This is a genomic window from Enterobacter sp. NFIX59 (assembly GCF_900113755.1).
Taxonomy (GTDB): Bacteria; Pseudomonadota; Gammaproteobacteria; order Enterobacterales; family Enterobacteriaceae; genus Enterobacter; species Enterobacter pseudoroggenkampii.
Window position 1 is genome coordinate 1,639,540 of record NZ_FOQN01000001.1, and the last position, 19,627, is coordinate 1,659,166.

Here is a 19,627-nt window from a genome sequence, read left to right on the forward strand (position 1 = left end):
TTGACCGTGCTGTCGCAAAACGGGTGTCGACAGCACGAGTATGCCTTAATATGTCTTATACGATCATCAACTCCAGCTTTTCCCGCAGTTCCCCTTCAATCGGCAGCGCCTTCTGGGTTTTCAGATCGATACAGACAAAAGTAATCAGCGCATCAGCCACCACCTGCCCTTCAGGATCGAGCGTCACCACCTGGCTTAGCACCCCGCTTTTGCCGTTGATCTGCTGCACCTGGCTGGTCACCGTGAGCACATCGCCCAGCACGGCCGGACGCCGGTAGTTGATATTGATATTGACGACCACAAACGCGATGTTGTGCGCGGTCAGCCACTGAAAACTTTCGCTATTTTCCAGCCCGTCCCAGCGCGCTTCTTCAAGAAACTCAAGATAGCGAGCGTTGTTCACATGCTGGTAAACGTCGAGATGAAAACCGCGTACTTTGATTTTTGTCTGCATAGCGCAATTGCCTTTACTGTTATTGTAGGATGAGAGGTCATAACTGGTATGACCTCTTTATCCTGGCAAAATTTTGCCGCAGTGCAAGAAATTGCGTAATTACAGCGTCAGGTGTGAGAGGTTGCGCTCAACCAGTGCGCCCCCCATGCCCGGAACCTGTTTGAGATCGTCGACCGTTTTGAAAGGACCATACTCTTCGCGGTAGCTGACGATGGCCTGCGCTTTTTTCAATCCGACGCCATTCATCACGCGGGCCAGATCTTCCGCCGAGGCCGAATTGATACTCACCCGCGTACCGTCATCATCCGCATTTTTACCGGCGTCAGTCGCTTTGGTTTGTCCTTGCACCGGCGCGGCTGCGTCGGACTTGCTCTGCGTAGCCTGTGGTTTGGCGGCGGGCGTCGCCGCCAGCGCGCCCGCGCTCATCCCGGTGGTGGCAATAGCCAGCGTAATTAACAGTGCTTTGATTCCACATTTCATGCTGTTATCTCCTTGTTTGTTGACAGCCACGTCACGATAGCCGCCAGATAAACCCGTCACAAACAGCAGATTGCAGAAATGGAAAAGGCCGCGAAAGCGGCCTTTAGTTATTGCAGAGCGTTACGAAAATCTGCGAGCAGACACGTAATTACTGCTGCTGAGTCATCACATCACCCAGCTTGATTTTGGCTTCTTTACGCAGGTTGCTCATCATGGCTTCGAAGGCAATCTGAGCATTGTTCTGGGTAATCCCCTGAACCATCGCTTTCTTCTGCGCGTCTGGCAGGGTGCCGGCTTTCACTTCATCCAGCGCCAGCAGAACGACGTTACCCTGCGCATCGGTGGTGGTACCGAAGCTTGGCTTGTCCTTCGCAGGCAGAGTCAGAGCAAACGCGGCCTGGCTGATTGGGTCCTGGCCGGTACGGCTCAGCGTTTTCGCTTCACCGAAGCTCAGGCCAGCCGCTTTCAGCGCGTCTTCTTTACCCGCTTTCAAATCAGACAGAATCTTTTCAGCATCCAGTTTCGCCTGCTGTTCCGCTTTGTTGTGCTTAACCTGGGCAACGACCTGATCCTTCACGTCCGCCAGCGGTTTGACCGCTTCTGGCTTATGCTCGCTGACGCGCAACACAAACGCACGATCGCCGTCGACGGTAATGATGTCAGAGTTACTGCCCGGCGTGCCGTTCTCGCCCACCAGACCACCATTGAAGATGGCATCGGAAACCGGTTTAAAGTTCAGCTCTTCCGGCAGGTTGTCACGCCCAAACCAGCCCGTCTCAACCGCCTTCACACCCGCCGCCTGCTCAGCACCCGCCAGAGATTCGTTGTCGTTGCTGGCAGCATCGCTCACCTTCTGCTGCAGCGCGTAGTAGGCATCCAGCGCTTTTTCCTGTTTCACTTTCGCCGCGATATCGTCGCGAACCTCAGCCAGAGGCTTGGTTTTCGCCGCGGTGATGTCGTCCAGACGCACGACCAGGAAACCAACGGAAGACTTAATGACGCCAGAAAGTTGACCTTTCTCTTTCAGACCGGCATTTTTCAGCTCATCCGGTGTGGTCGCGTCTTCCAGCCATCCCATATCACCGCCGGTTTTCGCAGAGATAATGTCGGTGGATTTCGCTTTCGCAACGGTCGCGAAATCAGCGCCTTTATTCAGCTCTTCCAGTACCGCTTTGGCATCAGCCTCGGTCTTCGTCTGAATCACGCTGTAGCGGTTACGCTGCGGCTGAGTGAACTGATCCTGATGCTGGTCGTAGTAAGACTGGATTTCCGCATCAGACGCGGTTTCCTGCAGCGCGGCAGCATCCAGCTTGATGTAGCTCACACGGAACTGCTCTGGAGAAACAAAGGAATTCTTGTTCTGCTCGTAGTAAGCGTTAACGTCAGCGTCGCTCACCTGCTGTTTCGCCGCCAGGGCGTTCACATCAATAGTCGCTTCGCGTACAACGCGCTGCTGCGCCACCAGCGCGGCCAGTTCGTCCGTTTCACCTTTGAGCATGAAATCGGTGCCCACAACGGCATTGATGAGCTGCTGGGTGGTCAGCTGATTACGCAGAGCCTGCGCGTACTGATCTGCCGTCATGCCCATCTGGTTGACGATGCTGTTATAACGCGCGTTGTCGAATTTACCGTTAGACTGGAAAGCCTGGGTGGAGAAGATGGCTTTTTTCACCTGCTCATCGCTGATGCCAAGGCCCAGTTTTTTAGCATACTGATCCAGAAGCGCTTCGTCGATAAGACGGTTCAGTGTCTGCTGGCGCAGGGTCTTCATGTACCCTTCGTTCGCCGCCAGTTCAGAGAATTGGTCGCCCAGCTGTTGCTGCATACGGTTACGTTCACCGGCAAAAGCATTCTCGAACTGACCACGGCTGATCTCCTGGCCATTCACTTTTGCGGCATAGTTTGCGCCACCGCCAATAAGGTAACTGCTCACGCCGGTCAATATGAACGACACGATAATGATACCGAAAATAATCTTGAGCACGAGACTGTTAGCAGCCGTGCGTAAGCTGTCCATCATGGTGTAACAACACTCCGCTGTAGGTGACTGGTTACCTGACGCTGACGGAAAATCCTGCCCGTCGCGCGTGAAGGTGTATTGTGACAAGAAAACGGGGCGATTGTCAGCCCACAACTCGCATAAACTCGCACAAATCAGGTCTGGACAAACAAAAAAGGCACATCAAATGATGCGCCCTTGTACTTTCCGGCTTCCCTGAAACGGGAAAGCAATCAGTTTACTGCGTCTTTCAGCGCTTTACCTGCACGGAAACCCGGCACTTTAGCAGCAGCAATGGTGATCTCTTTACCGGTCTGAGGGTTGCGGCCAGTACGGGCAGCACGCTCTTTAACAGCAAAAGTACCGAAGCCTACCAGTGCAACGTCGTCCCCAGCCTGCAGAGATTCAGTAACAGAAGCAATTAATGCATCTAAGGCACGTCCAGCTGCAGCTTTAGAAATATCAGCACCAGCAGCAATTTTGTCAATCAGTTGAGATTTATTCACTGTTCTCTTCCTCTCTTTATAATTTATATCGCGCCTGAATCCTTCACAACGCGACCGCGCAGCAGTTATATCAGGCCTGCCATGACCTTACAACACCCGTTGTTGATGGCTGACCTAATCAGCAATCTAAATTAGCTATACAAAAAAAGGCTGGCAAGTGCGAAATGACTTACCAGCCTTGTTTTTATTGACGCTCTTTGCGCGAGGTCACTATTTTGCGGTTACAACCTGCATTCCGGAGGGTTCATTCTGCAGTGCGAGACTGAGAACTTCCTCAATTCGCTTAACAGGATGAATCTGCAGATCGGCAATCACGTTGTCCGGAATCTCTTCCAGATCGCGTTTATTTTCGTAAGGGATCAATACGGTTTTGATCCCACCGCGGTGCGCCGCCAGCAGTTTTTCTTTTAAACCACCAATCGGCAGAACCTGACCACGCAGCGTGATTTCACCGGTCATTGCCACATCAGCACGCACCGGGTTCCCTGTCAGACAGGAAACCAGAGCGGTACACATGGCAATACCCGCGCTTGGACCATCTTTCGGCGTCGCCCCTTCAGGTACGTGCACGTGGATGTCGCGTTTTTCGTAGAAATCAGGGTTGATACCCAGTTTCTCCGCACGTGCGCGCACCACGGTCAGCGCCGCCTGGATGGACTCCTGCATCACTTCACCCAGCGAGCCGGTGTAGGTCAGTTTGCCTTTACCTGGCACACAGGCGGTTTCGATGGTCAGCAGATCGCCACCCACTTCCGTCCATGCCAGGCCAGTCACCTGACCAACGCGGTTTTCGTTGTCCGCGCGACCGTAGTCGAAGCGCTGGACGCCCAGGTACGCATGCAGATTATCGCCGTTAATCACAATGTGTTTCAGGCTCTTATCCAGCAGCAGCTGTTTCACCGCCTTACGGCACAGTTTAGAGATTTCACGCTCAAGGCTACGCACGCCCGCTTCACGGGTGTAGTAGCGAATGATGCCGATAATCGCGCTGTCCTCGACGGTCAGCTCGTTGGCTTTCAGCGCGTTACGCTCGATCTGTTTCGGCAGCAGGTGCTGCTTAGCAATGTTCAGCTTCTCATCTTCGGTATAACCGGAGAGACGGATCACTTCCATACGGTCCAGCAGCGGGGCCGGAATGTTCATGGAGTTGGAGGTCGCCACGAACATCACATCGCTCAGGTCGTAGTCCACTTCCAGGTAGTGATCGCTGAACGCCACGTTCTGTTCTGGATCAAGCACTTCCAGCAGTGCAGACGCAGGGTCGCCACGCATGTCCGACGACATCTTATCGATCTCATCGAGCAGGAACAGCGGGTTTTTAACCCCCACTTTCGCCATCTTCTGGATCAGTTTACCCGGCATAGAACCGATGTAGGTACGGCGGTGACCGCGGATTTCCGCCTCATCGCGTACGCCACCCAGCGCCATACGGATATACTTACGTCCGGTCGCTTTGGCGATGGACTGACCCAGAGAGGTTTTGCCCACCCCCGGCGGCCCGACCAGGCACAGAATTGGGCCTTTGATTTTGTTTACACGGCTCTGTACCGCGAGGTACTCAAGAATGCGGTCTTTCACGCGTTCCAAGCCGTAGTGGTCAGTATCCAGGATTTCCTGCGCCTGACGCAGGTCTTTTTTGACCTTGCTGCGGGCGTTCCACGGAACCTGCACCATCCACTCAATATAGCCGCGTACAACGGTCGCTTCAGCCGACATTGGAGACATCATTTTCAGCTTCTGCAGTTCTGCTTCGGCTTTCTCTTTCGCCTCTTTCGGCATCTTCGCCGCGTCGATCTTACGCTTCAGCGCTTCGTTTTCGTCCGGCGCGTCGTCCATCTCGCCCAGCTCTTTCTGAATGGCCTTCATTTGCTCATTCAGATAGTACTCACGCTGGGATTTCTCCATCTGCTTTTTCACGCGGTTGCGAATGCGCTTCTCAACCTGCAGCAGATCGATTTCGGACTCCATCATCGCCATCAGGTATTCCAGACGTTCGTTAACGTCGGACATTTCCAGCACGGACTGTTTGTCAGCCAGCTTCAGCGGCATATGGGCAGCGATGGTGTCCGCCAGACGTGCAGGATCGTCGATGCTGTTCAGCGACGTCAGCACTTCTGGTGGGATTTTCTTGTTCAGCTTGATATAGCCTTCAAACTGGCTAATCGCGGTGCGCACCAGCACTTCCTGCTCGCGCTCATCAAGCTCAGGCGAATCAAGGTACTCTGCCTTCGCAGAGAAGTGCTCGCCGTCGTCTGACAGAGTGGTAATACGCGCACGCTGCAGCCCTTCTACCAGCACCTTCACGGTGCCGTCAGGCAGCTTCAGCATCTGCAAAATGGAGGCCACGGTCCCGACGGTGAAAAGATCGTTTACACCCGGCTCATCCGTTGATGCTTCTTTCTGCGCCACCAGCATGATTTTTTTATCATGATCCATAGCGGCTTCGAGGCAACGGATAGATTTTTCCCGCCCTACAAATAAGGGTATGACCATGTGCGGATAAACCACCACATCGCGCAACGGCAATACGGGGATTTCAATGCGTTCAGAACGCTCAGGATTCATAGAGCTCTCTCTTAGTTAGTGTCCGCCAGGTAAGCTGGTCATGTCACTGTGCTTCACATAACCATTAACATGTATCCAGTATATGGGGATGTTTGCCACACATTCAACGCTATGAATACGGAAAAAGTAAAGGGGAGATAAAATCCCCCCTTTTTGATTAACTGCTTGTATGATTTGGTGAATTATTCGCCAGATGCCTGCTGTGCTTCCGGTTTGCCGTAAATCAGCAGCGGCTTGGTTTGACCGCTGATGACGGACTCGTCAATCACCACTTTCTCCACGTCTTCCATCGATGGCAGATCGTACATGGTGTCGAGCAGTGCCGCTTCAACGATAGAACGCAGGCCACGGGCACCGGTTTTACGGATCATCGCTTTCTTGGCAATGGCATCCAGCGCTTCGTCGCGGAATTCCAGGTCAACGCCTTCCAGATTGAACAGCGCCTGATACTGCTTGGTCAGCGCATTTTTTGGCTCTTTCAGGATCTGGATCAGCGCGTCTTCACTCAGCTCATTCAGCGTTGCCACAACCGGCAGACGGCCGATGAATTCAGGGATCAGACCGAATTTGATCAGATCTTCTGGTTCAACCTGAGACAGCAGTTCACCTTCGTTTGGTTTTTCGGACGTCGATTTCACCGTTGCGCCAAAACCAATGCCGGAGCCGGTTTCAACACGGTGGGAGATGACTTTATCCAGACCAGCAAACGCACCGCCACAGATGAACAGGATCTTGGAGGTATCAACCTGCAGGAACTCCTGCTGAGGATGTTTACGACCCCCCTGTGGCGGAACAGCGGCAACCGTACCTTCGATCAGCTTCAGCAGTGCCTGCTGTACGCCTTCACCCGATACGTCACGGGTAATGGACGGGTTGTCGGATTTACGGGAGATCTTGTCGATCTCATCGATGTAAACAATCCCGCGCTGGGCTTTCTGTACGTCGTAATCGCATTTCTGCAGCAGTTTCTGGATGATGTTTTCAACATCCTCACCCACATAACCGGCCTCGGTCAGGGTGGTGGCATCCGCCATGGTGAACGGAACATCAAGCAGACGCGCCAGGGTTTCAGCCAGCAGCGTTTTACCGGAACCGGTTGGGCCGATCAGCAGAATGTTACTTTTACCCAGTTCTACGCCATTGCTGGTGTCGCCGTTACGCAGACGTTTGTAGTGGTTATAGACCGCTACCGCCAGCACTTTCTTGGCCTGCTCCTGCCCGATGACGTAGTCGTCAAGGTGATGACGAATTTCATGCGGCGTTGGCAGCGCGCTGCGCTCACGGTGCGGTGCGACTTCTTTAATCTCTTCGCGAATGATGTCGTTACATAAATCGACACATTCGTCGCAGATATACACGGACGGCCCGGCAATCAGTTTACGCACTTCATGCTGGCTTTTGCCGCAAAAAGAGCAGTACAGCAGTTTGCCCGAACCATCTTTGCGTTTATCTGTCATGAGTCCAAACCTCTTTTTAAGTTCTTTGTGCCGCACATGACGACGCAAATGCCAATCTAAGACGCAAGCTGCAATAAGCAGCGTGCCGCCCTACCTTAGTATAGCGGCACACTCGCGTCGCGGGCATCAATTACGATGGGTCAACACGGAGTCGACTAAGCCGTACTCAACTGCCTCTGGTGCAGAGAGGAAGCGATCGCGCTCGGTATCGCGCTCGATCTGCTCGAGTGGTTGACCCGTATGCTGCGCCATAAGTTCATTCATGCGCGCTTTTACTTTCAGAATTTCGCGGGCGTGGATTTCGATATCCGTCGCCTGCCCCTGGTAACCGCCCAGCGGCTGGTGAATCATCACGCGGGAATTTGGCAAGCAGAAACGCTTACCTTTCGCCCCTGCTGTTAACAGGAACGCGCCCATAGATGCAGCCTGACCCATACAGATAGTGCTGACATCTGGCTTGATGAATTGCATGGTGTCATAAATGGACATCCCCGCTGTAATCACGCCCCCCGGGGAGTTGATGTACAGGTAAATGTCTTTTTCCGGGTTTTCCGCTTCCAGAAACAGCATCTGCGCCACGATCAGGTTAGCCATGTGGTCTTCCACCTGGCCGGTCAGAAAGATAACGCGTTCCTTGAGCAGACGGGAATAGATATCAAAAGATCGCTCACCACGTGAGGTCTGTTCAATAACCATTGGCACCAGAGCCATATGGGGTGCAAAGTTATCTCGTTCGCCACTGTATGACATTTCCGTCTCCTGGATCTAAATTGAAAACACCTGCTGTACTGATTGTAACCTTATGGACGGATTATCAGCCAGTCTCATTCATCGTGATTACGTACTTATGGGGTTCACAGTGCCCTATTTCAAGCATAACAACCTTTTGTTGTTACGCTAACACTGAAAGGGCGTTTTAGCACTCTTCCTGGGCTATTGGTGTGATAAAAAAAACCCGTCACCAAAAGGCAACGGGTTTTTGTTCAAACTTTAAACCGTTGGGGCGAAATTACGCCTGCTGGTTCATCAGTTCGTTGAAAGAGGTCGCTTTTTCGGACACTTTCGCTTTCGCCAGTACCGCTTCAACAGCCTGCTCTTCCAGGGCGACGTTGCGCATGTTGTCCATCAGCTCTTTGTTCTTACCGTAGAACTCGATCACTTCTGATGGATCTTCGTATGCAGAAGCCATCTCTTCGATCAGGCCTTTCACACGCTCTTCGTCAGCTTTCAGCTCGTGGGTACGAATCACTTCACCCAGCAGCAGGCCAACAACTACGCGGCGTTTCGCTTGCTCTTCGAACAGCTCGCGTGGCAGTTCCATCGCTTGCTGCTGGTTGCCACCGAAACGCTGTGCAGCCTGACGGCGCAGAACGTCGATTTCGCTGTCGATCAGGGCAGCTGGAACGTCGATGTCGTTGGCTTTCACCAGACCTTCGATCGCCTGAGATTTCACACGGTTACGCACCGCGCCGTTCAGTTCGCGTTCCATGTTCTTACGCACTTCGGTACGCAGACCCGCTACGGAACCATCTTCCACGCCGAAACGCTTGATGAATTCTTCAGTCAGTTCTGGCAGTTCGCGCTCTTCAACTTTCTTCAGGTTGATAGCGAACTTCGCTGCTTTCCCTTTCAGGTTTTCAGCGTGGTATTCTTCCGGGAAGGTCACGTCGATGGTGAACTCTTCGCCAGCCTTGTGGCCTTTGATACCGTCTTCGAAGCCTGGGATCATACGACCCTGGCCCATTGCCAGTACGAAGTCAGACGCTTTACCGCCTTCGAACTCTTCGCCGTCTACAGAACCGGTGAAGTCGATGGTGACACGGTCTTCAGCATCAACAGCGCCTTCTTTCTCTTTCCAGTTCGCCTGCTGCTTGCGCAGGGTATCCAGCATGCCGTCAACGTCTTCGTCAGTCACGGAAACAACTGGTTTTTCAACTTCGATAGATTCCAGACCTTTCAGCTCAACTTCCGGGTACACTTCGAACTCTACGGAGTAGGTGAAGTCTTCGCCCAGTTTGTATTCGCCTGGAACGTAGTTCGGCGCGCCGGCCGGATTGATTTTTTCTTTGATGATCGCATCAATAAAGTTACGGCTCATCAGTTCACCCAGCACATCCTGACGCACGGAAGCGCCATAACGCTGAGCAACAACATTCATTGGTACTTTGCCCTTGCGGAAGCCGTCAATACGTACTTTTTTTGCTACGTTGACCAGCTCGCTTTTCACAGCAGTTTCGATGCTGTCAGCAGCGATAGTAATCGTTACACGGCGGCCAAGGCCTTGAGTGGTTTCAACTGAAACTTGCATCTTGTTACCTCAAAAAAATCACAGTGCTCGGTCAACTCTGAATCTGTCTGTTATACCGGGATGCTCTCTTAGTGCAGATTCACATTCCCTGTCGCCAGAATCATCCCGAAGACATTCAATAAGACGCGGCATTATAGCGGCATCACTTAGGTGAGTCGAGAACGGTTGGGGCATGTTGCTGCGGCTTTTTTCACACTTTAAGGCTATTTTTAGCCTTAAAATCGCACCATCCGCTCAAAACTCAGACAAAACAAAACGGCCCGGAGGCCGTTTTGAGGAAATCTGTAAGCAACATACTGGAAAAGCTCCAGCCGTTGCAAATCCGATTTATCAGGCGATTGTGCCTGCTCCGCGACAGGGCGGTGATGCAAAAACCGTATCCTGCAAGCCTTCCCATTCCTTAATGGTGTAGGTATGCAGTGCCAGCGCATGTACGGTCGTGGAGAGTTCTTCCGTCAAGGTGCTGTAGATCAAGCGATGCCGATTCAGGAAACGTTCTCCCGTGAAGCGATCGCTAACCAGAACCACTTTGAAGTGGCTTTCAGAACCTGCCGGCACGTTATGACGATAGCTTTCGTCGACGACTTCGAGGAACACAGGGTTGAACGCCGCCCTTAATTTATCTTCTATATGCTCACGTATCATCATGAAATTACTCCTCCGACAACGCCAGGATGTCACCCATCCCTTTAAATGTTAGCCGCTTTTACCGTTTCCATTACACCTTGACAACAAATATTTAGCTTTCGTCTGATTTTCTCATTCAAACGAATGAAGTTCACTGTGAGACTCATACGTTTTGTCATACACGGATTGGGAAAAACGGTGAACTGGTCAGTTTTCGGACAAGGCGATGAATTTACATGCGTTGACCACTTCCCCTCGCCGTTGGCGATGTTATGATGGCGGCAATTTTTCTCTTTATATGCTTACGATTCGTTGAGAACCCGAAAATGTTAAAAAAACTCTTCTTTCCGTTGGTAGCCCTTTTTATGCTGGCAGGCTGCGCTACCCCGCCTACCACTATTGATGTCTCACCAAAAATCACCCTGCCTCAGCAGGACCCAAGCCTGATGGGCGTCACCGTGAGCATTAACGGTGCCGATCAGCGTCAGGATCAGGCGCTGGCAAAAGTGACCCGCGATAACCAGCAGGTTACCCTCACCGCGTCCCGCGACCTGCGCTTCCTGCTCCAGGAAGTGCTGGAGAAACAGATGACCGCTCGCGGCTACATGATTGGCCCAAGCGGCGCGGTTGATCTGCAGATCATCGTGAACAACCTGTATGCTGACGTGTCTCAGGGCAACGTGCGCTACAACATCGCGACCAAAGCGGATATCGCCATCATTGCCACCGCGAAGAATGGCAACAAGATGACCAAAAACTACCGCGCCAGCTACTCTGTTGAAGGTGCGTTCCAGGCCTCCAACCAGAACATTGCTAACGCCGTTAATAGCGTGCTGACCGATACCATCGCCGATATGGCGCAGGACACCAGCATTCACGACTTCATCAAGCAGAACGCGCGTTAATCCCGCTCGCTGACCCGGTGTATCACCGGGTCAGTTTTATAAGAACATGTCCAGCCATTACTTACGCATTTTCCAGCAACCGAAATCAGCGATTCTGCTGATCCTCGGCTTTGCCTCGGGTTTACCCCTCGCACTCACTTCCGGCACGCTTCAGGCGTGGATGACGGTCGAGAACATCGATCTGAAAACCATTGGTTTCTTCTCGCTTGTGGGCCAGGCCTACGTCTTTAAGTTCCTGTGGTCTCCGGTCATGGATCGCTACACGCCGCCTTTCCTCGGGCGTCGTCGCGGCTGGCTGGTGATGACGCAAATCCTACTGCTGCTGGCCATTGCGGCGATGGGTTTTCTTGAACCTACCACGCAGCTTCGCTGGATGGCGGCGCTTGCGGTGGTGATTGCCTTCTGTTCCGCCTCTCAGGATATCGTGTTCGATGCCTGGAAGACGGACGTGTTACCTGCGGAAGAGCGTGGCGCCGGTGCGGCAATCAGCGTGCTGGGCTATCGCCTCGGGATGCTGGTCTCCGGTGGGCTGGCGCTGTGGCTTGCCGACCGTTACCTCGGCTGGCAGGGCATGTACTGGCTGATGGCCGCCCTGCTGATCCCCTGCATTATCGCGACCTTATTGGCGCCCGAACCGAGTGACGTTATCCCGGTTCCCCGCTCGCTGGAGCAGGCCGTCGCCGAACCGCTTCGTGACTTCTTTGGCCGCAACAACGCCTGGCTGATCCTGTTGCTCATCGTCCTTTATAAGCTGGGCGATGCCTTTGCCATGAGCCTGACCACCACCTTCCTGATCCGCGGTGTCGGTTTTGACGCCGGCGAAGTGGGTGTGGTGAATAAAACGCTGGGGCTGTTTGCGACCATTGTCGGGGCATTATACGGTGGCGTGCTGATGCAGCGCCTGACGCTGTTCCGCGCGCTGCTGATTTTCGGCATCCTTCAGGGCGCCTCTAACGCAGGCTACTGGCTGCTGTCGATTACCGATAAACATACGATCAGCATGGCCGCGGCGGTGTTCTTCGAAAACCTCTGCGGCGGTATGGGCACAGCGGCGTTTGTCGCCCTGCTGATGACCCTGTGCAACAAGTCATTTTCCGCCACGCAGTTCGCTCTGCTCTCGGCGCTCTCTGCCGTAGGCCGCGTGTACGTTGGCCCGATTGCCGGCTGGTTCGTGGAAGCCCACGGTTGGCCAACATTTTATCTCTTTTCTGTCGTGGCCGCCGTGCCGGGGATTTTATTGTTGCTGGTGTGTCGCCAGACGCTGGAATATACCCAGCGGACAGAACACTTTATGCCGCGCACCGAATATCACCGCGCCTACCGTTTTGCGTTACGTCTGTTAATGGTGGGCTGCCTTGCTCTGGCACTGTGGCTGGTGGTGCTCATTATTAATGCCAGCACGTCACTGGCACTCCCCTTCGAAGCCCTTCTGCTGGACGCAGGCGCCCTGCTGGCTATCGCCGGGATCCTGACCGGGGGCCTGCTCGATTTCATGGCCTTGCGTAAAACGCAGATGACCTGAAGAAAAATGCGAAAGGTTATTTTCCGTTGTAATCACTAACCGAAATTATAACGGCGAAATAGCCATCAACCGCAAAAAAAATATTTGTTGTTTTGTGCGGGATAGGATTTGGAAATTATTGGCTCCCATTCCAAAACGCTATTTTTCATTAAACGATTCAGCATGCGAGAGTTTGATTTTTCGTTTTTTAGATGTCTTTTTATTGATAATTAATTGTTAATTTTTTGTTTATTTTCAACAATGGTTATACCAATTGCCCCTTTTAGGGTATGCTTGGGGGTCCTTTCGTTATAAAGCCCATGCCATGCGGCTTCGGTCATAAAAACCGACATAATTTGCAACACTTGTGACACGTGCGGCAGAACCCGGTAACACCTTCCTGACACAGGCCTAATGATGTTTACAGTAATGTAACCTTCCCGTAAAATGCCCGCACACTTTAAACGCCACCAGACTCCGTGGAATTGAGGTCGTTAAATGAGACTCGGGAAATACAATAAAAGTTTGGGATGGTTGTCATTATTCGCGGGCACTGTATTACTCAGTGGCTGCGATTCTGCACTACTAGACCCCAAAGGACAGATTGGACTGGAACAACGTTCACTGATATTGACGGCTTTTGGCCTGATGTTGATTGTGGTTATTCCTGCCATTTTGATGGCTGTTGGTTTCGCCTGGAAGTATCGTGCGAGCAATAAAGATGCGAAGTATAGCCCTAACTGGTCACACTCCAATAAAGTGGAAGCTGTGGTCTGGACGGTACCTATTCTGATCATCCTGTTCCTTGCCGTACTGACCTGGAAAACCACTCACGCACTTGAGCCAAGCAAACCGCTGGTTCACGATGAGAAACCTATTACCATTGAAGTGGTCTCCATGGACTGGAAATGGTTCTTCATCTATCCAGAGCAGGGTATTGCTACCGTGAATGAAATCGCCTTCCCGGCGAACACTCCGGTTCAGTTCAAAGTGACCTCCAACTCCGTAATGAACTCCTTCTTCATCCCACGTCTGGGTAGCCAGATTTACGCGATGGCCGGTATGCAGACCAATCTGCACCTGATCGCGAATGAAGCAGGCACCTATGATGGTATCTCCGCCAGCTATAGCGGCCCGGGCTTCTCAGGTATGAAGTTCAAAGCTATTGCGACGCCGGACCGTGCCGCTTTCGACCAGTGGGTTGAAAAAGCGAAGCAGTCTCCAAACACCATGTCTGACATGGCGGCGTTCGAAAAAGTGGCTGCACCTAGCGAATACAACAAGGTGGAGTACTTCTCTAATGTGAAACCAGATTTGTTCAAAGACGTTATTGGCAAATTTATGGATCACGGCAAGAGCATGGACATGACCCAGCCTGAAGGCGAGCACAGCGCGCATGAAGGTATGGAAGGCATGGACATGAGCCACGCGGAAACCGCTCACTAAGGGGCCGAGGAAGAAAATGTTCGGAAAATTGACACTGGATGCAGTGCCCTACCATGAACCGATTATCGTGGTTACGGTGGCTGCAATTATCATTGGTGGCGCGGCCTTACTGGCCCTGATCACTTACTTCGGTAAGTGGAGCTACCTGTGGAACGAGTGGCTGACTTCGGTTGACCACAAAAAACTCGGTATCATGTACTGCATCGTCGGTATCGTCATGTTAATTCGTGGCTTTGCGGATGCGATCATGATGCGTAGCCAGCAGGCACTCGCTTCAGCGGGTGAAGCCGGCTTCCTGCCGCCGCACCACTACGATCAGATCTTTACCGCTCACGGCGTTATCATGATCTTCTTCGTGGCGATGCCGCTGGTTATCGGTCTGATGAACGTTGTCGTTCCGCTGCAAATCGGCGCGCGCGACGTGGCGTTCCCGTTCCTGAACAACCTGAGCTTCTGGTTCACGGTTGTCGGCGTTATTCTGGTTAACCTGTCACTGGGTGTGGGCGAATTCGCGCAGACCGGCTGGCTGGCTTACCCGCCGCTGTCAGGAATTGAGTACAGTCCGGGCGTTGGCGTCGACTACTGGATTTGGGCGCTTCAGCTCTCCGGTGTCGGTACTACCCTGACCGGTATCAACTTCTTCGTGACCATTATCAAGATGCGTGCCCCTGGCATGACCATGTTCAAGATGCCGGTATTTACCTGGGCATCTCTGTGCGCCAACATCCTGATTATTGCCTCCTTCCCAATTCTGACCGTCACCATCGCGCTGCTGACCCTGGACCGCTACCTGGGCACCCATTTCTTCACGAATGATATGGGTGGCAACATGATGATGTACATCAACCTGATTTGGGCCTGGGGTCACCCGGAAGTGTACATTCTGGTTCTGCCTGTGTTCGGTGTGTTCTCCGAAATCGCGGCAACCTTCTCGCGTAAACGTCTGTTTGGTTACACCTCTCTGGTGTGGGCAACCGTGTGTATTACCGTTCTGTCGTTCATCGTTTGGCTGCACCACTTCTTCACCATGGGTGCGGGCGCGAACGTAAACGCCTTCTTCGGTATCACCACTATGATTATCGCCATCCCTACCGGGGTGAAGATCTTCAACTGGCTGTTCACCATGTACCAGGGTCGTATCGTGTTCCACTCAGCGATGCTGTGGACCATCGGCTTCATCGTGACCTTCTCCGTAGGTGGGATGACCGGCGTACTGCTGGCGGTACCAGGTGCTGACTTCGTTCTGCACAACAGTCTGTTCCTGATTGCGCACTTCCATAACGTTATCATCGGTGGCGTGGTCTTCGGCTGCTTCGCTGGCGTAACCTACTGGTGGCCAAAAGCGTTCGGCTTCACGCTGAACGAGAAATGGGGTAAACGCGCGTTCTGGTTCTGGATCATCGGCTTCTTCGTAGCATTTATGCCGCTGTACGTGCTGGGCTTCATGGGTATGACCCGTCGTCTGAGCCAGCAGATCGATCCGCAGTTCCACCCAATGCTGATGGTTGCAGCGGGCGGTGCCGTGCTGATTGCCTGTGGTATCGCGTCTCAGCTGATTCAGTTCTACGTGTCTATTCGCGACCGCGACCAGAACCGTGACCTGACCGGTGACCCATGGGGTGGCCGTACGCTGGAGTGGGCAACCTCTTCTCCACCGCCTTTCTATAACTTTGCCATCGTGCCGCAGGTTCATGAACGCGACGCATTCTGGGAAATGAAAGAAAAAGGTGAAGCGTACAAGCAACCTGCTCATTACGAAGAGATCCACATGCCGAAAAACAGCGGTGCGGGCATCGTGATTGCCGCCTTCGCAACGGTATTTGGTTTCGCAATGATCTGGCACATCTGGTGGATGGCGATTGTTGGCTTCGCCGGCATCGTAATCAGCTGGATTGTGAAGAGCTTTGACGAGGACGTGGACTACTACGTACCAGTCCGTGAAGTTGAGAAGCTGGAAAATCAGCATTTCGACGAGATTTCTAAAGCGGGGCTGAAAAATGGCAACTGATACTCTGGCGCACTCAACTGCCCACGCGCATGAACATGCGCACCACGATACAGGACCGACCAAAGTCTTCGGTTTCTGGATCTACCTGATGAGCGACTGCATTCTGTTCTGCTGTCTGTTCGCGACCTATGCCGTTCTGGTGAACGGCACGGCGGGCGGCCCGGCTGGCAAGGATATCTTTGAACTGCCGTTCGTTCTGGTTGAAACCGCACTGCTGTTATTCAGCTCCATCACCTACGGCATGGCGGCTATCGCCATGTACAAAAACAACAAGAGCCAGGTTGTTTCCTGGCTGGCGTTGACCTGGTTGTTTGGTGCTGGATTTATCGGGATGGAAATCTATGAATTCCATCACCTGATTCTGGAAGGTTTCGGTCCGGATCGCAGTGGTTTCCTGTCCGCGTTCTTCGCGCTGGTAGGTACCCACGGTCTGCACGTCACCTCTGGTCTGATCTGGATGGCGGTACTGATGTTCCAGGTATCCCGTCGCGGCCTGACCAGCACTAACCGTACCCGTATTATGTGCCTGAGCCTGTTCTGGCACTTCCTGGACGTGGTGTGGATCTGTGTGTTCTCTGTTGTATATCTGATGGGGGCGATGTAATGAGTCATTCAAACGATCATGGCGCTTCCCACGGTAGCGTAAAAACCTACATGACAGGTTTCATCCTGTCGATCATCCTGACGGTGATCCCGTTCTGGATGGTGATGAGCGGTTCTGCGTCTAAGCCGGTTATTCTGGGTGCAATCCTGGTGACCGCGGTGATTCAGATTCTGGTGCATCTGGTTTGCTTCCTGCACATGAACACCAAGTCCGATGAAGGCTGGAATATGACCGCCTTTATCTTTACCGTGATTATCATCGCTATCCTGGTAGTCGGTTCCATCTGGATTATGTGGAACCTCAACTACAACATGATGGTTCACTAAGAGCGGCGAGTATGTTTAAGCAATACCTGCAAGTAACGAAACCAGGCATCATCTTTGGCAACCTGATCTCCGTGATCGGAGGGTTCCTGCTGGCCTCTAAGGGCAGCATTGATTACACCCTCTTTATCTACACGCTGGTCGGTGTGTCACTGGTTGTTGCGTCCGGTTGTGTATTTAACAACTACATCGACATGGATATCGACAAGAAGATGGAAAGGACCAAAAATCGGGTGCTGGTGAAAGGCCTGATCGCCCCTTCCGTCTCGCTGGTGTACGCCACCTTGCTGGGTATTGCTGGCTTTATGCTGCTGTGGTTTGGTGCTAACCCGCTGGCCTGCTGGCTGGGGGTGATGGGGTTCGTGGTGTATGTGGGCGTCTACAGCCTGTATATGAAACGCCACTCCGTCTACGGCACGCTGATTGGTTCTCTCTCCGGCGCTGCGCCGCCGGTGATTGGCTACTGCGCGGTCACGAACGAGTTCGACAGCGGTGCGCTGATCCTGCTGGCTATCTTTAGCCTGTGGCAGATGCCGCACTCTTATGCCATCGCGATTTTCCGCTTTAAGGATTATCAGGCAGCGAACATCCCGGTTCTGCCGGTCGTGAAAGGCATTTCGGTTGCCAAGAACCATATCACGCTGTACATCATCGCCTTTGCCGTGGCAACGCTGATGCTCTCTCTGGGTGGTTACGCTGGATATAAATATCTGGCGGTAGCGGCTGCGGTGAGCGTCTGGTGGCTCGGTATGGCGCTGCGCGGTTACAAAGTGGAAGATGACAAAGTCTGGGCGCGCAAACTGTTTGTGTTCTCGATTGTGGCCATCACCTCGCTGTCCGTGATGATGTCTGTCGATTTCATGGTGCCAGATTCACATAACCTGCTGACTTACGTCTGGTAAGCCACAACAGGTGAATAAAGGGGTGCTTCGGCACCCTTTTTTATTCACGGAATTTATTAATAACGCATGTAATATTTGTTAAATAACCCTTTATTTACCCCGCCCCTTCCCCGCACTACACTATGGCCTGCTTTTGAACTGAGGTGGTAATGAACGATTATAAAATGACGCCAGGCGAGCTTCGCGCGACCTGGGGCTTAGGGACTGTCTTCTCGCTACGGATGCTTGGCATGTTTATGGTCCTGCCTGTTCTGACCACGTACGGTATGGCGCTGCAGGGGGCCAGCGAGGCGCTAATTGGCCTCGCCATTGGCATTTATGGTCTGGCGCAGGCGGTGTTCCAGATCCCGTTTGGCCTGCTCTCTGACCGGGTGGGCCGAAAGCCGCTGATCGTCGGTGGGCTGCTGGTCTTTGTGCTCGGGAGCGTCATTGCCGCCCTCTCCCACTCCATCTGGGGTATTATTCTCGGCCGCGCCCTGCAGGGTTCCGGCGCGATTGCCGCTGCGGTGATGGCGCTGCTGTCAGACTTAACCCGCGAGCAGAACCGCACTAAAGCGATGGCGTTCATCGGCGTGAGCTTTGGCGTGACGTTTGCGATTGCGATGGTGCTGGGCCCCATTATTACGCACACATTGGGTCTGCACGCGCTGTTCTGGATGATTGCCGTGCTGGCGACCATCGGTATTGCCTTAACCCTGTGGGTGGTTCCGGACAGCAAAAACCACGTCCTCAACCGTGAATCGGGGATGGTAAAAGGCTGCTTCAGCAAAGTGATTGTCGAGCCGCGCCTGCTGAAGCTGAATTTTGGCATTATGTGTTTGCACATCCTGCTGATGTCGACCTTTGTTGCCCTGCCCGGCCAGCTTGCCGCAGCGGGTTTTCCGGCTGCTGAGCACTGGAAAATCTATCTGGTTACGATGCTGATTTCGTTTGTCTCCGTCGTGCCGTTCATCATCTACGCCGAAGTGAAGCGCAAAATGAAGCGCGTCTTCGTGGGCTGCGTAGCGGTCCTGCTGATTGCCGAGATCGTGCTCTGGGGTGCCGGCCCGCACTTCTGGGAGCTGATTGCCGGCGTGCAGCTGTTCTTCCTGGCCTTTAACCTGATGGAAGCGTTGCTCCCGTCGCTTATCAGCAAAGAGTCCCCCGCCGGTTACAAAGGCACGGCAATGGGCATTTATTCCACCAGCCAGTTTCTCGGCGTGGCAATCGGCGGCTCGCTTGGCGGCTGGGTGGACGGCCTGTTTGATTCACAAACCGTGTTTCTCGCCGGTGCGCTGTTGGCGACAGTCTGGCTGCTGGTCGCCAGCACCATGAAAGAGCCGCGCTACGTGAGCAGCCTGCGCGTGGAAATCCCGAATGACGTTGAGATTGGCGATGCGCTGAAACAGCGTCTGGAAGCAAAAGAAGGCGTGACAGAAGTGCTGATTGTCCCCGAAGAGCGCAGCGCTTACGTCAAAATAGACAGTAAAATGACCAACCGCTTCGAAGTTGAGCAGGCGCTCAAAGCGTGAAAAAAAGCCCGGTTAAACCGGGCTTTTTATA

17 protein-coding genes are annotated in these 19,627 nt (G+C 53.1%); 8 read left to right on the forward strand and 9 right to left on the reverse strand.

All coding sequences use genetic code 11. The features are described 5' to 3' along the window. Positions 1-55: 55 nt before the first annotated feature. From BM007_RS08000 to bolA, 9 genes are all read right to left on the reverse strand, one after another. On the reverse strand, positions 56-454 hold the full coding sequence (locus tag BM007_RS08000) for a YbgC/FadM family acyl-CoA thioesterase (protein WP_090418028.1): 399 nt from the start codon (positions 452-454) through the stop codon (positions 56-58). A gap of 99 nt (positions 455-553) precedes the next feature. Then, positions 554-934 (reverse strand): helix-hairpin-helix domain-containing protein, encoded by a 381-nt coding sequence (locus BM007_RS08005; protein WP_061715872.1) that lies wholly within the window; start codon positions 932-934, stop codon positions 554-556. A gap of 148 nt (positions 935-1,082) precedes the next feature. Beyond that, positions 1,083-2,954 carry a peptidylprolyl isomerase gene (gene ppiD, locus BM007_RS08010; RefSeq protein ID WP_090418031.1) on the reverse strand — a complete coding sequence of 624 codons (1,872 nt, stop codon included), beginning with the start codon at positions 2,952-2,954 and terminating at the stop codon, positions 1,083-1,085. A 212-nt stretch (positions 2,955-3,166) separates the two neighbouring features. Further along, on the reverse strand, positions 3,167-3,439 hold the full coding sequence (gene hupB / locus BM007_RS08015; protein ID WP_002444653.1) for a nucleoid-associated protein HU-beta: 273 nt from the start codon (positions 3,437-3,439) through the stop codon (positions 3,167-3,169). A 210-nt stretch (positions 3,440-3,649) separates the two neighbouring features. Further along, positions 3,650-6,004 carry an endopeptidase La gene (gene lon / locus BM007_RS08020; RefSeq protein WP_023334706.1) on the reverse strand — a complete coding sequence of 785 codons (2,355 nt, stop codon included), beginning with the start codon at positions 6,002-6,004 and terminating at the stop codon, positions 3,650-3,652. A gap of 182 nt (positions 6,005-6,186) precedes the next feature. Continuing rightward, positions 6,187-7,461, reverse strand: a complete 1,275-nt coding sequence (clpX, locus tag BM007_RS08025; RefSeq protein WP_024906819.1) for an ATP-dependent protease ATP-binding subunit ClpX — start codon at positions 7,459-7,461, stop codon at positions 6,187-6,189. Positions 7,462-7,587: 126 nt separating this feature from the next. After that, positions 7,588-8,211, reverse strand: a complete 624-nt coding sequence (gene clpP, locus BM007_RS08030; RefSeq protein ID WP_010428105.1) for an ATP-dependent Clp endopeptidase proteolytic subunit ClpP — start codon at positions 8,209-8,211, stop codon at positions 7,588-7,590. A 259-nt stretch (positions 8,212-8,470) separates the two neighbouring features. Further along, complete coding sequence (tig, locus tag BM007_RS08035; protein WP_024906818.1) at positions 8,471-9,769, reverse strand: trigger factor; 1,299 nt, start codon at positions 9,767-9,769, stop codon at positions 8,471-8,473. A gap of 330 nt (positions 9,770-10,099) precedes the next feature. Next, positions 10,100-10,417 (reverse strand): transcriptional regulator BolA, encoded by a 318-nt coding sequence (bolA, locus tag BM007_RS08045; RefSeq protein ID WP_021241655.1) that lies wholly within the window; start codon positions 10,415-10,417, stop codon positions 10,100-10,102. A gap of 305 nt (positions 10,418-10,722) precedes the next feature. Here bolA and BM007_RS08050 point away from each other — a divergent pair, with 305 nt between their 5' ends. From BM007_RS08050 to BM007_RS08085, 8 genes are all read left to right on the forward strand, one after another. Continuing rightward, the gene (locus BM007_RS08050) at positions 10,723-11,301 is read left to right on the forward strand and encodes a lipoprotein (RefSeq protein ID WP_023310568.1); all 579 of its coding nucleotides are present in this window, start codon (positions 10,723-10,725) and stop codon (positions 11,299-11,301) included. A gap of 46 nt (positions 11,302-11,347) precedes the next feature. Continuing rightward, positions 11,348-12,823, forward strand: coding sequence for a muropeptide MFS transporter AmpG (gene ampG, locus BM007_RS08055; protein ID WP_032646163.1), 1,476 nt, complete (start codon positions 11,348-11,350; stop codon positions 12,821-12,823). A 477-nt stretch (positions 12,824-13,300) separates the two neighbouring features. Continuing rightward, a complete protein-coding gene (gene cyoA, locus BM007_RS08060) occupies positions 13,301-14,248 on the forward strand; it encodes a cytochrome o ubiquinol oxidase subunit II (protein ID WP_014882770.1) in 948 nt (315 codons plus the stop codon). 16 nt (positions 14,249-14,264) lie between these two features. Then, positions 14,265-16,256: a cytochrome o ubiquinol oxidase subunit I gene (cyoB, locus tag BM007_RS08065; RefSeq protein WP_014168864.1), complete on the forward strand. Its 1,992-nt coding sequence runs from the start codon at positions 14,265-14,267 to the stop codon at positions 16,254-16,256. Then, entirely contained in the window at positions 16,246-16,860 is a 615-nt protein-coding gene (locus BM007_RS08070) for a cytochrome o ubiquinol oxidase subunit III (RefSeq protein ID WP_023334703.1), read from the forward strand. Before cyoB ends, BM007_RS08070 begins: the two co-directional genes overlap by 11 nt. Then, positions 16,860-17,186, forward strand: a complete 327-nt coding sequence (locus tag BM007_RS08075; protein WP_006176899.1) for a cytochrome o ubiquinol oxidase subunit IV — start codon at positions 16,860-16,862, stop codon at positions 17,184-17,186. Before BM007_RS08070 ends, BM007_RS08075 begins: the two co-directional genes overlap by 1 nt. 11 nt (positions 17,187-17,197) lie before the next feature. Continuing rightward, a complete protein-coding gene (cyoE, locus tag BM007_RS08080; RefSeq protein WP_013095848.1) occupies positions 17,198-18,085 on the forward strand; it encodes a heme o synthase in 888 nt (295 codons plus the stop codon). 149 nt (positions 18,086-18,234) lie between these two features. Then, on the forward strand, positions 18,235-19,596 hold the full coding sequence (locus BM007_RS08085; RefSeq protein WP_090418034.1) for an MFS transporter: 1,362 nt from the start codon (positions 18,235-18,237) through the stop codon (positions 19,594-19,596). The last annotated feature ends 31 nt before the right edge of the window (positions 19,597-19,627 follow it).

Coding starts and splice junctions, on each gene's coding strand:
- cyoA (WP_014882770.1), top strand. CDS start 13,301: ATGAGACTCGGGAAATACAATAAAAGTTTGGGATGGTTGTCATTATTC.
- lon (WP_023334706.1), bottom strand. CDS start 6,004: ATGAATCCTGAGCGTTCTGAACGCATTGAAATCCCCGTATTGCCGTTG.
- tig (WP_024906818.1), bottom strand. CDS start 9,769: ATGCAAGTTTCAGTTGAAACCACTCAAGGCCTTGGCCGCCGTGTAACG.
- cyoB (WP_014168864.1), top strand. CDS start 14,265: ATGTTCGGAAAATTGACACTGGATGCAGTGCCCTACCATGAACCGATT.
- BM007_RS08050 (WP_023310568.1), top strand. CDS start 10,723: ATGTTAAAAAAACTCTTCTTTCCGTTGGTAGCCCTTTTTATGCTGGCA.
- bolA (WP_021241655.1), bottom strand. CDS start 10,417: ATGATGATACGTGAGCATATAGAAGATAAATTAAGGGCGGCGTTCAAC.
- BM007_RS08085 (WP_090418034.1), top strand. CDS start 18,235: ATGAACGATTATAAAATGACGCCAGGCGAGCTTCGCGCGACCTGGGGC.
- BM007_RS08005 (WP_061715872.1), bottom strand. CDS start 934: ATGAAATGTGGAATCAAAGCACTGTTAATTACGCTGGCTATTGCCACC.
- ppiD (WP_090418031.1), bottom strand. CDS start 2,954: ATGATGGACAGCTTACGCACGGCTGCTAACAGTCTCGTGCTCAAGATT.
- BM007_RS08000 (WP_090418028.1), bottom strand. CDS start 454: ATGCAGACAAAAATCAAAGTACGCGGTTTTCATCTCGACGTTTACCAG.
- clpP (WP_010428105.1), bottom strand. CDS start 8,211: ATGTCATACAGTGGCGAACGAGATAACTTTGCACCCCATATGGCTCTG.
- BM007_RS08070 (WP_023334703.1), top strand. CDS start 16,246: ATGGCAACTGATACTCTGGCGCACTCAACTGCCCACGCGCATGAACAT.
- BM007_RS08075 (WP_006176899.1), top strand. CDS start 16,860: ATGAGTCATTCAAACGATCATGGCGCTTCCCACGGTAGCGTAAAAACC.
- ampG (WP_032646163.1), top strand. CDS start 11,348: ATGTCCAGCCATTACTTACGCATTTTCCAGCAACCGAAATCAGCGATT.
- clpX (WP_024906819.1), bottom strand. CDS start 7,461: ATGACAGATAAACGCAAAGATGGTTCGGGCAAACTGCTGTACTGCTCT.
- cyoE (WP_013095848.1), top strand. CDS start 17,198: ATGTTTAAGCAATACCTGCAAGTAACGAAACCAGGCATCATCTTTGGC.